At 61.7% G+C, this 13,188-nt stretch carries 12 protein-coding genes; 9 read left to right on the forward strand and 3 right to left on the reverse strand.

Features of this window, described 5'->3' with window-relative positions:
• The first annotated feature begins 155 nt into the window (after positions 1-155).
• From BLL38_RS11035 to BLL38_RS11045, 3 genes are all read left to right on the forward strand, one after another.
• Entirely contained in the window at positions 156-380 is a 225-nt protein-coding gene (locus BLL38_RS11035) for a hypothetical protein (RefSeq protein ID WP_076962606.1), read from the forward strand.
• Between the two features lie 183 nt (positions 381-563).
• Positions 564-2,189, forward strand: coding sequence for a methyl-accepting chemotaxis protein (locus BLL38_RS11040; protein WP_076962607.1), 1,626 nt, complete (start codon positions 564-566; stop codon positions 2,187-2,189).
• A 46-nt stretch (positions 2,190-2,235) separates the two neighbouring features.
• Entirely contained in the window at positions 2,236-3,459 is a 1,224-nt protein-coding gene (locus BLL38_RS11045) for a cyclic di-GMP phosphodiesterase (protein WP_076962608.1), read from the forward strand.
• A 16-nt stretch (positions 3,460-3,475) separates the two neighbouring features.
• On the opposite strand, the gene BLL38_RS11050 is transcribed toward BLL38_RS11045, so the two are convergent.
• Positions 3,476-4,339: an MBL fold metallo-hydrolase gene (locus BLL38_RS11050; protein WP_076962609.1), complete on the reverse strand. Its 864-nt coding sequence runs from the start codon at positions 4,337-4,339 to the stop codon at positions 3,476-3,478.
• A gap of 170 nt (positions 4,340-4,509) precedes the next feature.
• Between BLL38_RS11050 and BLL38_RS11055 the strand changes: the two genes are divergently transcribed.
• From BLL38_RS11055 to BLL38_RS11075, 5 genes are all read left to right on the forward strand, one after another.
• A complete protein-coding gene (locus BLL38_RS11055; RefSeq protein WP_076962610.1) occupies positions 4,510-5,754 on the forward strand; it encodes an NAD(P)/FAD-dependent oxidoreductase in 1,245 nt (414 codons plus the stop codon).
• Between the two features lie 9 nt (positions 5,755-5,763).
• Positions 5,764-6,567, forward strand: coding sequence for a sulfite exporter TauE/SafE family protein (locus BLL38_RS11060; RefSeq protein WP_076962611.1), 804 nt, complete (start codon positions 5,764-5,766; stop codon positions 6,565-6,567).
• A gap of 146 nt (positions 6,568-6,713) precedes the next feature.
• Positions 6,714-8,192, forward strand: a complete 1,479-nt coding sequence (locus BLL38_RS11065; RefSeq protein WP_076962612.1) for a DASS family sodium-coupled anion symporter — start codon at positions 6,714-6,716, stop codon at positions 8,190-8,192.
• 95 nt (positions 8,193-8,287) lie between these two features.
• Entirely contained in the window at positions 8,288-9,949 is a 1,662-nt protein-coding gene (locus tag BLL38_RS11070) for an MFS transporter (protein ID WP_076962613.1), read from the forward strand.
• On the forward strand, positions 9,946-11,097 hold the full coding sequence (locus BLL38_RS11075) for an HlyD family secretion protein (RefSeq protein ID WP_076962614.1): 1,152 nt from the start codon (positions 9,946-9,948) through the stop codon (positions 11,095-11,097). Before BLL38_RS11070 ends, BLL38_RS11075 begins: the two co-directional genes overlap by 4 nt.
• 37 nt (positions 11,098-11,134) lie before the next feature.
• Here BLL38_RS11075 and copD read toward each other — a convergent pair whose 3' ends face one another.
• Complete coding sequence (gene copD, locus BLL38_RS11080) at positions 11,135-11,983, reverse strand: copper homeostasis membrane protein CopD (RefSeq protein ID WP_076962615.1); 849 nt, start codon at positions 11,981-11,983, stop codon at positions 11,135-11,137.
• A gap of 3 nt (positions 11,984-11,986) precedes the next feature.
• A complete protein-coding gene (copC, locus tag BLL38_RS11085) occupies positions 11,987-12,352 on the reverse strand; it encodes a copper homeostasis periplasmic binding protein CopC (protein WP_076962616.1) in 366 nt (121 codons plus the stop codon).
• 115 nt (positions 12,353-12,467) lie between these two features.
• On the opposite strand from copC, the gene BLL38_RS11090 reads away from it, so the two are divergent.
• On the forward strand, positions 12,468-13,088 hold the full coding sequence (locus BLL38_RS11090) for a TetR/AcrR family transcriptional regulator (RefSeq protein WP_029298440.1): 621 nt from the start codon (positions 12,468-12,470) through the stop codon (positions 13,086-13,088).
• Positions 13,089-13,188: the final 100 nt, after the last annotated feature.

Genomic DNA, 13,188 nt, shown 5'->3' on the forward strand with positions numbered 1-13,188 from the left:
GTTGCCTGTGATCAGACGCTACTCATTTGGGTGTTAAGTTGAAGAAAATCAATCAAATGGCAACGCCTGGCAAACGAGGATTTATTTAAAGTTTGCTTATCCCTACGGGCAGCAATGGACCTGCTAAGCTCAGATTTTAATCGGGAGGCTGAGTCATGGAGAATGAAGAGTTAGTCTATCGTGCCCTTTATGACTTCAACCTTACCCAACTGTCCATCATTGCGGCGCTGGAAGATATGGCAGCGCTGATAAAGGAAATGGGGCAACTTGCACCACAAACCAGCGAGTCCCTCAGGCGCCACCTGGAAACGGTGGGAAATAACTGTGACCGCTCCTGTAATGCGGTGTATGCCCTCGCCAACTTGAATTATGCACCTTGATAACATCGGGCGGGTTGTTGCGTTGCATGGTTAGTTAGCTAAGCAGTAGGTGTAGCGATCTTTTTTATTTGCCGAGCCTATAAAAACCAACGGGCCTACATTTTTTTCACAGTACGGTCCACACACTGATGTCGCTGGGGCTGTGTAGAGGTCCTTGAGCCAGAGAAGCCTAGGGGAATTGCCATGTCAATGAGATCGATAAGGTTGAACTCACGTACCACCCTATGTTTTGGCGTGGTATGCCTGTTGCTCTTGATACAGGGAGGAATGACGCTGGTAAAAGTCGACAAGGTCTATTCGTCCACTGTCGAGATAGAAACCGACTGGCTGCCCAGTATTCGTCAGGCTGGAAAGATGGACAGTAGTCTGTTGAAACTGCGCCTGGAGTTGCGCAGGTTTGCACTGGATGATAATCGGCTTAGTTCCACTTCGATCGGCTCGGTCAAAGAGGCCGAAACAACATTGGTTAAAATGACAGAGGATTATGTTAAGTACATCTCCAGCCCTGAAGAGAAAAACAAATACGATGAGGTTGTGCGGGGGATAGAAGAATATAACGTAAAGGTTGATGAGTTGCTGGCCATGGACAGTTCGCATTCGATGGCGGACCTGAGTGTGTTTTTCCGTGACTACACCAGCCCCCTGGCACTTAAACTCCAGTCTTTGATGGGGGAGTTAGTGGCCATCAATGAGCGGGGCGCCCAAGTGGCGGTGACTGTCGCCGCCCACGAATATAATGCTGCCCGATTGTTTACCGTAATACTGATGGTGGCTTCGGTGCTGTTGGCCATCGTGGTCGGGCGGCTGTTTGCCAAAAGTATCATCGTGCCGGTTGGCGAACTGTTGGCCTCGACGGCCAAGATTGCCCAGGGCGACTTGCGTGTCGCCATCCAGATCAGCGGTAAGGACGAACTGACAGACTTGCAACAGTCCACCGCAGCGATGCAGATGAGTTTGAAAAGTACTCTGCAACATATATCTGAAGCGTCCGGCCAACTGGCCTCGGCTGCCGAAGAGATGAGTTCGATCACCAAGGAGTCCACTGCCGGTATTGAACGGCAAAGTATGGAAACGGACCAGGCTGCCACGGCCGTCAATCAGATGACCGCCGCAGTCGAGGAAGTGGCCCGTAATGCCGTCTCCGCCTCCCAATCGACCCAGGACTCCCAGCGTTCGGCGCAAGTCGGCCAGGAGCGTGTGACCCAGACCATCGCCTCGATTGAGAAGTTGAGCGCCACGGTCCAGCAAACCGGGGTCGAAGTAGAGGGCCTGGCCAAACAGGCGCAGGACATTGCCCGGGTCGTGGAAGTCATCCGCTCCATTGCCGAACAAACCAACCTGCTGGCGCTGAATGCGGCCATCGAGGCGGCCCGGGCTGGCGAGCAGGGGCGAGGCTTTGCGGTGGTGGCCGACGAAGTCAGGGCGCTGGCCCACAGAACGCAGACCTCGACCCAGGAAATCGAGCAGATGATCGCGAAAATCCAGAGCTGTTCCAGCGAGGCCGTGCTCTCGATGGGGATGAACCGAACTGAAGCAGTGGATTCGTTGAGGATCGCCCATGAAGCGGGGGCGGCGATTACCCAAATCACCCAGGCTATTGAGGATATCAATGAAAGAAACCTGCTGATCGCCACCGCATCGGAAGAACAGGCCCATGTTGCACGCTCTGTCGATCAGAACCTGATCAGCATCCGTGACCTGTCCATCCAGAGCTCGTCGGCCGCAGGCCAGACGTCTATCGCCAGTAATGAACTATCGAAGCTGGCGGTTGATCTCAAGCAAATAGTCTCGAAGTTTTCTGTGAGCTGAGTCGAGGCCAGCGGGTTGTTTGCTCCTGATCAGTGGGGGAAGGCTTATGTTGAAACGCATTCCTGCTTCTCAAGTCAGGCTGGGTATGTATGTCCACAAAATGGAGGGCGCCTGGACCGACCATGGTTTTTGGAAAAGCAGTTTTTTGCTGACCCAACCGCAAGACCTGCAGCGTTTGCGGCAGTCACGGGTCCAGAACGTCTGGATCAATACCGAAAAGGGGGCTGACGTGCCGTCGGGCGAACAGCCGCATTCGCCTGCGGTTGTGCCTAAAACCACTGCGCCAGCACGCTCTGTGGTGCCCCCGCGTGCCGACATGAAGGCCGAGGTGGTGCGTGCTGCCAAGGTGTGCGCCGTGGCCAAGGGGGCCGTGGTTGAAATGTTCAATGACCTGCGCATGGGCGGGGCGATCGAACCGACTCGCGTGGCCAGCGTGGTCGAGGAAATCTCCCAATCAATCATGCGCCACCCCCATGCCCTGATCAGCCTGGCCCGCTTGAAGCAGGCCGATGAATACACCTACATGCATTCGGTGGCGGTCAGTGGCTTGATGATCGCGCTGGCCCGGCAGTTGGGGCTGGCGCCGGAGTTGGTCCAGGAAGCAGGGCTGGCAGGGTTGTTCCACGATGTCGGGAAGATGGTCATCCCGGAGGGCATTTTAAGTAAAACCGGCAAACTCACGGATGCCGAGTTCGACATTGTGCGCAGCCACCCGCAGGAAGGGGTGAACCTGTTGCGCAACAGTGCGCATATCAGCGACATGGTGCTGGATGTGTGCCTGCATCACCATGAAAAGTGCAACGGCGAGGGCTATCCCCACGGCCTGCACCAGCACCAGATCAGCCTGTTTGCACAAATGGGCGCGGTGTGTGATGTGTACGACGCGGTGACTTCAGAGCGCCCCTATAAACAGGGCTGGGGGCCGGCCGATGCCATCCAGAAAATGGCCGAGTGGAAAGGCCATTTTGATGAGCGGGTGTTCCAGGCGTTTGTCCGGTGCGTTGGGATCTACCCGGTTGGCGCCCTGGTGCGCCTGGAGAGCGGGCGTATCGGTGTGGTGATCGAGCAAAACCAGAAATCGTTGCTCACCCCGGTGGTCAAAGTGTTCTTTTCGGCGCGTTCCCGGTTGCCCATTGTCCAGGCTGTGGTGAACCTGGCCGACCGGCGCGACAAGATTGTCGGCCGCGAGAATATCGAGGACTGGGGCTTCAAGCAGATCGACGAACTGTGGTCGGGCTTGCCCGAGCCCAAGGGCTCCTACTTCAGTTGAAGCCCGGCGTAGCAGGTCATAGTTGGTTGAGCGGTATCTTCAAATACACCACGCCATTGTCTTCTGCCGGGGGCAGATGCCCGGCCCGCACATTCACCTGGATCGCCGGCAGCAACAGCGTCGGCATTCCCAGCCCGGCGTCCCGCTTCGTGCGCATCTGCACAAACGCAGCCTCATCCACCCCGTCATGCACATGGATATTGCCTGCGCGTTGTTCCGCGACACTGGTCAGGCATTTGGCCTCGCGGCCTTCGGGCGGATAGTCGTGGCATACGTACAGCCGGGTGTCGGCGGGGAAGGCCAGCAACTTGCGCATCGAGGCATACAACTGCCGCGCATCGCCGCCGGGGAAGTCACAGCGGGCGGTGCCGACGTCGGGCATGAACAGGGTGTCGCCTACCAGGATCAACTGGTCGTCGACCAGGTAGGCCATGTCCGCCGGCGTGTGGCCGGGCACGTGCAGGGCCTGGGCCTTGAGCTGGCCGATATGGAACACCTCGTTGGGGGCGAACAGGTGGTCGAACTGCGAGCCGTCGGCGCGGAACGCCGGCTCCAGGTTGAACAGGTTCTTGAACACGTCCTGCACCTGGCTGATGGACTGGCCGATGGCGATCTTGCCGCCCAACGTGCGGCGCAGGTAGGGCGCGGCGGATAGGTGATCGGCGTGGGCGTGGGTTTCCAGCAGCCATTGCACCCGCAGGTCGTGCTCACGGACGAAGGCAATCACCTGGTCGGCCTGGGCCGTGTCGGTGCGCCCCGAGGCCGGGTCGTAGTTGAGCACTGAATCCACGATGGCACAGGGGCTGCCGTCCGTTTCATAGACGACGTAGGTGTAGGTTGACGACGCCTCGTCCAGAAAAGATTGAATCAACGCGGGCATGACAGTGTCCTGGGTAGCTAATAGCAGCTTACATTCAAAGTGATTTCCACATAGGCTTGCGAGCTTAAGTGAAACGAGCGATCCGAGGCAAAGAATCGCTTACGAACGGGGCGTGACGCCACGCGGCAACGACCCTTGTGTGCATTGTCAACCTAAGAAAGGCCCGGACTATGAACGACCAACACTGGGGACCGACCATCAGTGGCGACATCGTGGTCATCGGCGGCGGCTCGGCAGGCATCGGCCTGCTGGCCAGCCTGCTCAAGCGCGACCCGCACCTGAATATCACCCTGATCGAACCCAACGCCGAACACTACTACCAACCCGCCTGGACCCTGGTGGGCGGCGGCGCCCATGACATTCGCAAGACCATGCGGCCCATGGCCCAGGTGCTGCCCGATGGCGTGACCTGGGTGCAGGCGGCGGTCAGCCAATTGCTGCCCGACGAACAGACCCTGGTGCTCGACAGCGGCCAGCGCGTGACCTGGAACAACCTTATCGTGTGCCCCGGCCTGCGCCTGGCCTGGGAAAAAATCGAAGGCCTGGAGCAGACCCTGGGCCACAACGGCGTCACCTCCAACTACAGCTACCAGCACGCGCCCTACACTTGGCAACTGGTGCAACAGCTCAAGGGCGGCAAGGCGATCTTCACCCAGCCGGCCATGCCGATCAAATGCGCGGGGGCGCCGCAAAAGGCCCTGTACCTGTCTTGCGATCATTGGCTCAGGCAGGGTGACCTGAACAGTATCGACGTCGAATTCAACCTGGCCGGTGCCGCGCTGTTTGGCGTGGCGACCTTTGTGCCGCCGCTGATGAACTATGTCGAGAAATACGGCGCGCAGTTGGCCTTCAATTCCAACCTGATCAAGGTCGATGGCCCGGCGCGCAAGGCCTGGTTCGAGGTCAAGGACGCCGAGGGCACGGTCCGCATCGAGGAAAAATCCTTTGACCTGCTGCACGTCGTGCCGCCGCAAGTGGCCCCGGACTTTATCCGCCACAGCCCGCTGGCCGATGCCGCTGGCTGGTGCGAGATCGACCCCCATAGCCTGCAACACGTGCGCTACCCGCAGATCTTCGCCCTGGGCGATGTGTGTTCCACCAGTAATGCCAAGACAGCGGCGGCAGTGCGCAAGCAAATCGTGGTGGTGGCCGAGAACCTGTTGGCCCTGCGCAAACAGGCGCCGCTGCCGCTCAAGTACGACGGCTATGGCTCCTGCCCGCTGACCGTGGAGCGCGGCAAGGTGGTGCTGGCCGAGTTCGGTTATGGCGGCCGGCTGTTGCCGACTTTCCCCCTGGACCCCACCGTGGCGCGGCGTTCGGCATGGTTTTTGAAGGCGACCCTGCTGCCATGGTTCTACTGGAACGGCATGCTCAAGGGCCGCGAATGGCTGACCCGCCTGGCCAAGGTGGAGTGAGAGACCCCTATGCTGCTGGCTAGTTTCTTTGGTGTGATGATGGGGTTGGTCATGGGCCTGACTGGGGCCGGGGGCGGGATTCTGGGGGTGCCGGCGTTGGTGCTGGGGCTGGGCTTGACCATGACCGAAGCGGCGCCGGTGTCACTGTTCGCGGTGGGGGCGGCGGCGGCGGTGGGGGCGTTGGATGGTTTGCGCCATGGCCTGGTGCGGTATCGTGCGGCCTTGCTGATTGCCTTGCTCGGCGCGCTGTTTTCGCCCCTGGGGGTGTTTTTTGCCCATCAGTTGCCGGACAAGATCCTGATGGGCCTGTTCAGCGCGCTGATGGTGCTGGTGGCCTGGCGCATGCTGCGGCGCGAGAAGGTCGAGGCCGGCCCCAGCGACCACGGTGCCGCGTCCTGGGGGCAGAAGAACTGCATGCTCGATCAGCAGACCGGGCGTTTTTCCTGGACCGCCAAATGCACCGCGACCCTGGCTGCCCTGGGCGCGGTGACCGGCGCGGTCTCGGGCCTGCTGGGTGTGGGCGGCGGCTTTCTGATCGTGCCGGCGTTCAAGCAATTGACCGATGTGCAGATGCGCGGGATCGTCGCCACCTCATTGATGGTGATCAGCCTGATCTCGCTGATTGGCGTGGTCGGCGCGTTCCATGCCGGGGTGGTGATCGACACCCTGGGCTGGGTGTTTATCGGCGCCAGCATCGTCGGCATGCTGGCCGGGCGGCGCCTGGGCTCGCGGGTCCCGGCGCGGGCCTTGCAAATCGGCTTTGCCAGCCTGTGTCTCGTGGTGGCCGGGGGGATGTTGTTCAACGCCTTCTAGCCCCAAGGCAGCGTTTAATACGCTCCAAATGTGGGCAGGCTTGCCTGGCAGGGCAAAACTGCCCGCGCCTTGATACCTGTCAAGACCCGCCGCGACGCTTTGCCTCATGCTCCAGGCCTTGATTGTCATGGCCGCCGGAGATTTCCATGAGTGCCCCCGCAACACCTGCTGTTTCCTTCAAGTTGCCCATGGGCCTGGTGATCGCCGTGCTGGTGATGGTCGGCGTGCTGCTGTTGCCGCTGCCCGCCGATTTGCCGGTGGCGGGCCAGCGGATGCTGGCGATCCTCGCGTTTGCCGTGGTGGTGTGGATCAGCGAAGCGGTGTCCTACGAAGCCAGTGCGATCATGATCACCTCGTTGATGGCCTTTTTGCTGGGCACCGCGCCGTCCTTGCAGGACCCGACGCACCTGATCGGCTCCAGCCCGGCCATCAGCATGGCGCTCACCGGGTTTGCCAACCCGGCCCTGGCCCTGGTGGCCGGTGCGTTGTTTATCGCCGCCGCCATGACCCACACCGGCCTGGACCGGCGTATCGCCCTGGTGACCCTGACCCGCGTCGGCACCAGCACCCGCGGGATCCTGGTGGGGGCGATTGCGGTGACCATCCTGCTCAGCCTGGTAGTGCCCAGCGCCACCGCGCGCAGTGCTTGCGTAGTGCCGATCATGATGGGGGTGATTGCCGCGTTTGGCGTGGACAAACGCTCCAATATCGCTGCCGGGATCATGATCGTCGTTGCCCAGGGCACCAGTATCTGGAACGTCGGGATCCAGACCGCCGCCGCGCAGAACCTGTTGACCGTGGGCTTTATGGACAAGATGCTTGGCCAGCGCGTGTCGTGGATCGACTGGTTGATCGCCGGAGCGCCGTGGGCGTTGATCATGTCGGCGGTATTGCTGTTGCTGGTGCTCAAGTTGTTGCCCCCGGAAAGCAATAGCATTCCCGGAGGCAAGGAGGCGGTGGCGCAGTCCCTGGTGGAGATCGGCCCCATGACCGGGCCGCAGAAGCGCTTGCTGACGGTCTCGGTATTGCTGCTGCTGGCCTGGGCCACGGAAGGGCGCCTGCACAGCTTCGATACCACCTCCACCACCTACGCCGGCCTGGTGTTCCTGCTACTGCCGGGCATCGGCGTGATGACCTGGAAGGACGTGCAGTCGCGCATCCCCTGGGGCACGGTGATTGTGTTCGGTGTGGGCATCAGCCTCGGCACAGCACTGCTCACCACCCAGGCCGGGCAATGGCTGGGCGCGCAGGTGGTGGCGCATACCGGCCTGGATCAACTGGGGCCGCTGGGGGTGTTTGCGATCCTGGGTGCATTCCTGATTGTGATCCACCTGGGGTTTGCCAGTGCCACCGCGTTGACCTCGGCGTTGCTGCCGATCCTGATTGCCGTACTGCAAACCCTGCCGGGGGACTTCAGCCGGCTGGGCATGACCATGTTGCTCGGGTTTGTGGTCAGCTATGGCTTTATCCTGCCGATCAACGCCCCGCAGAACATGGTGTGCCTGGGCACCGGCACCTTTACCGCGCGCCAGTTTGCCAAGGTGGGCTTGTTGGTGACCTTGATTGGCTACCTGTTGATGCTGGTATTTGCCGCCACCTACTGGAGCTGGCTGGGCTGGATCTAAAGCCCCCACAAAGATGACAAGATGAATCCTGCTCAGGTCTACTACGCTCTGAGTCAGGGTTTACCGGCCTCGTGCGTCGGTCATCAAGGTCACGAATGGATAAATACACCCCGCACACCTGGCAACCCCACGAGCGTCCGAGCTTGCCGGGGTCGCCCTCGACGCCCCATCACCCCACGCTCAAACGCTGGGCCTTTGCCCTGGTTGGTGTGCTGGTGGCCATTACCGGGGGCCTGGGCAATGCGCTGGTGATCGCCAACTTGCCGTACCTGCAAGGGGCATTGGGCGCGACCACCGCCGAAATGGCCTGGCTGCCCGCCGCCTATGTTATGACCAACGTGTCGATGAACCTGCTGCTGGTGAAGTTCCGCCAGCAGTTCGGCCTGCGCGCGTTTACCGAAGTGTTCCTGGTGCTCTATGCCCTGGTGACTTTCGGCCATCTGTTCGTCAATGACCTCAGCTCGGCGATTGCCGTGCGTGCGGCCCACGGCATGGTGGGCGCGGCCCTCAGTTCCCTGGGTTTGTACTACATGGTCCAGGCGTTCCCGGCAAAGTGGCGGCTCAAGGCCCTGGTACTGGGCCTGGGCACCGCGCAACTGGCCCTGCCGATGGCGCGGCTGTTTTCCGAGGACCTGCTGCAAATTGCCGAGTGGCGCGGCCTGTACCTGTTCGAGCTGGGCATGGCGCTGACCTGCCTGGGCTGTGTGTGCCTGCTCAAGTTGCCACCGGGCGACCGCTTCAGGACCTTTGAAAAACTCGACTTCCTGACCTTCGCCCTGCTCGCCTCGGGCGTGGCGTTGCTCTGCGCGGTGCTGTCCCTGGGGCGCATCGACTGGTGGCTGGAAGCACCGTGGATTGGCGTGGCCTCGGCCTGCTCCCTGGTGCTGATCATGGCCGGGCTGGCCATCGAGCATAACCGCAGCAACCCGTTGTTGATGACCCGCTGGCTGGGCGGCGGGGTGATGATTCGCCTGGCCCTGGCGGTGATCCTGATCCGCATGGTGCTGTCCGAGCAGTCCACCGGCGCGGTGGGTTTTCTGCAGGCGCTGAATATGAGCAGCGAGCAGATGCGCACCCTGTACCTGGTGATGCTGCTGGGGGCGATCAGCGGCCTGGTCACCAGCGCCTTGACCATCAACCCGGCGCACTTGCTGATGCCCCTGGTGATTTCCCTGGCCTTGATGGCCACAGGCTCGGTGATGGACAGTTTCTCCAGCAACCTGACGCGGCCGCAGAACATGTACCTGAGCCAGTTTCTGCTGGGGTTTGGCGGGACCTTCTTCCTCGGCCCGACCATGGTGCTGGGCATGCGCAATGTGCTGAGCAACCCCCGCAACCTGGTGAGTTTCTCGGTGTTGTTCGGGATCTGCCAGAGCCTCGGCGGGCTGCTGGGTTCGGCCTTGCTCGGCACCTTCCAGGTGGTGCGGGAGAAATTCCATTCGAGCATGATCGTCGAACACCTGACCCTGCTTGATCCGCGTGTCGCCGCCCGGGTACAAAGCGGCGGCTCGGCCTATGGCTCGGTGATCGCCGACCCGCAGTTGCACAACCTGATGGGCATTCGCAGCCTGGCCACGGCGGCCACCCGCGAAGCCAATGTCATGGCCTATAACGACGTGTTCATGCTGATCGCGATCATCGCGATATTGACCATGCTGTGGATTTTTACCCGGAGCCTGTGGCTGATGAGCACCACCCAGAAAGCTGCCGCCCGTGCAGCACCTTCCGTTCAACCTAGCGGCGCACTTCCTTCATGACAGAACCTGCGGTTAGCACCACGACCACCAACGCCATTGCCGCCACCCCGGAAGGCAGCACGCCGCCCGGGGCCATGGCCACCGAGCCGCGTTCCCTGGGGGTGCGCATCATCTCGTCCCTGGGCTTTGCCGCCATTGCCATCGTCGGCGTATTGATCGTGTTGTATGCCTGGCAATTGCCGCCGTTCAGCAGCGCTGTGGAAACCACCGAGAACGCCCTGGTGCGCGGGCAGGTGACGATCATCAGCCCGCAACTGGGCGGTTATGTGTTCGAGGTGCCGGTGCAGGACTTCCAGCACGTCAAGGCCGGGGATTTGCTGGTGCGCCTCGATGACCGCATCTACAAACAGCGCCTGGACCAGGCCCTGGCGCAACGGGCGGTACAGCAGGCCGCCCTGGCCAACGTGGTGCAACAACGCAACAGCGCCGAGGCGACCATCAAGCTGCGCCAGGCGGCCCTGGTCGATAGCCAGGCCCAGGCGCGCAAAAGCACCGCCGACCTGCGCCGCAATGAAGAACTGATCAGCGACGGCTCGGTGTCGCGCCGCGAATTGGACGTGACCCGTGCTGCCAACGCGCAGACCCTCGCCGCCGTGGCCCAGGCCCAGGCCAGCCTGGAGATCGCGCGCCAGGACCTGCAGACGGTGATCGTCAATCGCGGTTCCCTGGAAGCCGCGGTCGCCAGCGCCGAGGCGGCGGTGGAGCTGGCGCGGATCGACCTGTCGAACACCCGCGTCCTGGCCCCCCGGGACGGCCAGTTGGGGCAGATCGGCGTGCGCCTGGGGGCTTATGTCAACTCCGGTGCGCAGTTGATGGCGCTGGTGCCGAACCAGCTGTGGGTGATCGCCAATATGAAAGAAACCCAGATGGACCATGTGCAGGTGGGCCAGCCGGTGACCTTTACCGTCGATGCCCTGGACCACCGCCAGTTTCATGGCACGGTGCAGCGTATTTCGCCGGCTACCGGTTCTGAGTTCAGCCTGTTGCAGGCGGACAACGCCACCGGCAACTTCGTCAAGATCGCCCAGCGGGTGCCGGTGCGGATCACGGTGGACCCGGATCAGGAACAGGGCGAACGTCTGCGCCCGGGGCTGTCGGTGGTGGTGAGTATCGACACGGCGGGGCGCCTGAAAAACAGCCCGCCCTGAGAGGGATGGCGCCCCTTGTAGGAGGGCGCAAGCGCTCCTACAGCATCGGTGGCAGGGTGCCCAACAGGGAAACGGCCGCCACGGCCGCCGCGCCCAACAGCCATTCCAGCAACACGCTGGCCTGCAACTGGCCGACTCGCTGCTGGCAACCCTTGATCCGTAGCCGGTTGAACAATGCCAGGCCCAACATCCCCGCCACCAGCAGCACCTTGATCAACAGGATCAAGGCAAACCCGCTGAACAGTGGGGTCGGCCAGAATTGCCCGGTCAGCACACGGATATTGATCAGCCCGCTGACCAGCAAACCGGCGACCAGCCCGTAGCCGACGCCGCTGAAGCGTCGCAGCATGTCTTCCAGGGGCACCTGTTGCGCATGGCGCAGAATCAAGACCAACAGCAGCAGCCCGCCGAGCCACGCACCGACGCAGAGCAGGTGTACGGCCTGGTTGAGGATCAGCAATTGCCCGCCCAGGCCATCGAGCATGGCGCCGTGGCCCACGGGGGCGAGGGTCGCCAGGAGCAGCGCCGTCAGGGGCAGGCGCGCACGGTTCCAGCGCATCAGCAGGCCCAGCACCAACACGCCATTGACGAGCAGGTGCGCGCTCCAGACCTGGCCGAAGAAGGTCTTGCCCAGTACCAATTGCACGGTTGCCAGGTCCAGCGCCAGCAGTTCGCCGCCGGCCATGGCGGCACTGACCAGCAGCAACCACACCACACCGGTTCCCAGGGCCAGCCAGGCCAGCACCCCGGTGAGGCGCGCTAGTCGCCGGTCCAGTGTCGGCTGGGGTTTGCGGCCCAGGAGCAAGGGGCGCAACACACAGGTCCCGAACATCAGCAGCACCGCCATGAAGTGCAGGAAACGGCACAGCACCAGCAGGGTGGTCATGGATTATTGGCCGACCTTGAAACTATAGCTGCCTGCGCTCTTGTGGGTATCGACCGAAACGGCGTGCCACTCGACCTTATAGGTGCCGGCAGCCAACGGCGCGGCGGGAGTCACCACCAGGGTTTTCTTGTCTTTGTCCGGGGTTTCCAGGCCCTTGATCGCCACTTCAGTGCCGTCCTTGCTCAGGGACACCTTGGTGAAGGTGGCTTCGACACCCTCGGAGAACACCAGGCGCAGATCAGCGGGGGCGGCGACGGTGCTGTCGGCCGCCGGCGTGGTGGTTTTCAGGTGGGTGTGGGCAAAGGCTGCCGAAGCGCCCAGCAGCGAGGCCAGCAAGGTCACTGTCGTCAGCGTCTTCTTGATCAACATCGTGCACTACCTCTCAATGGGAAGAGCGGGCAGTGTACGAAGTTTCTACTTAGGCTGTCGCCCCGATCTAGAGCGGATGGTAGTCTTCCAGGCATGTCGTTGTCAGGGAGCCCCTATGGGCAATCACAAGATCGGTATCCGTCGGGTCAACGTCGAAAAAATTCTGCTGGCGGCTGAAAAGGTCTTCGCCGAAAAGGGCTATGGCAGCACCGCTATGGCTGACATTGCCGAACAGGCGCAACTGCCGCGCTCCAACCTGCATTACTACTTCAGCACCAAGAGCGAGTTGTACAGCGCGGTGTTGTTCGACCTGCTGGAAGTATGGAAGCAGGACGCCCTGTGCTTCGAGATGTTCGATGACCCGCGGGTGGTCCTCAGCAGCTATATCCGGGCGAAGATGCAGCACTCGCGCAGCCGCCCCTATGGCTCGAAAGTCTGGGCCAATGAAATCATCCACGGCGCGCCCACCCTTGGCGAAGCGCTGGATGCGAGCCTGTACGACTGGGCCAAGATGAAGGAAGCGAAGATCCGCCAGTGGGTGGAAGACAAACGCATCCTGGCGGTGGAGCCGTCGAGCCTGCTGTATATGATCTGGGCCTCGACCCAGCACTATGCCGACTTCGATCACCAGGTGATGATCCTCAATGACCATCAGGCCCTGTCGGACATGCAGTTCGAGCGGGCGGTGCAGACGGTGACCAGTGTGATTTTGCGGGGGATCGGGTTGGAGCCCTGAGTTTGTGGTGCGGTTGAGGGCCTTATCGCAGGCAAGCCAGCTCCCACATTTTGATTGTGTGAACCCGATCAAATGTGGGAGCTGGCTTGCCTGCGATAGC

The sequence above is a fragment of the Pseudomonas gessardii genome (assembly GCF_001983165.1).
In the GTDB taxonomy this organism is placed as follows: Bacteria; Pseudomonadota; Gammaproteobacteria; order Pseudomonadales; family Pseudomonadaceae; genus Aquipseudomonas; species Aquipseudomonas gessardii.

Coding starts and splice junctions, on each gene's coding strand:
- BLL38_RS11035 (WP_076962606.1), top strand. CDS start 156: ATGGAGAATGAAGAGTTAGTCTATCGTGCCCTTTATGACTTCAACCTT.
- BLL38_RS11040 (WP_076962607.1), top strand. CDS start 564: ATGTCAATGAGATCGATAAGGTTGAACTCACGTACCACCCTATGTTTT.
- BLL38_RS11045 (WP_076962608.1), top strand. CDS start 2,236: ATGTTGAAACGCATTCCTGCTTCTCAAGTCAGGCTGGGTATGTATGTC.
- BLL38_RS11050 (WP_076962609.1), bottom strand. CDS start 4,339: ATGCCCGCGTTGATTCAATCTTTTCTGGACGAGGCGTCGTCAACCTAC.
- BLL38_RS11055 (WP_076962610.1), top strand. CDS start 4,510: ATGAACGACCAACACTGGGGACCGACCATCAGTGGCGACATCGTGGTC.
- BLL38_RS11060 (WP_076962611.1), top strand. CDS start 5,764: ATGCTGCTGGCTAGTTTCTTTGGTGTGATGATGGGGTTGGTCATGGGC.
- BLL38_RS11065 (WP_076962612.1), top strand. CDS start 6,714: ATGAGTGCCCCCGCAACACCTGCTGTTTCCTTCAAGTTGCCCATGGGC.
- BLL38_RS11070 (WP_076962613.1), top strand. CDS start 8,288: ATGGATAAATACACCCCGCACACCTGGCAACCCCACGAGCGTCCGAGC.
- BLL38_RS11075 (WP_076962614.1), top strand. CDS start 9,946: ATGACAGAACCTGCGGTTAGCACCACGACCACCAACGCCATTGCCGCC.
- copD (WP_076962615.1), bottom strand. CDS start 11,983: ATGACCACCCTGCTGGTGCTGTGCCGTTTCCTGCACTTCATGGCGGTG.
- copC (WP_076962616.1), bottom strand. CDS start 12,352: ATGTTGATCAAGAAGACGCTGACGACAGTGACCTTGCTGGCCTCGCTG.
- BLL38_RS11090 (WP_029298440.1), top strand. CDS start 12,468: ATGGGCAATCACAAGATCGGTATCCGTCGGGTCAACGTCGAAAAAATT.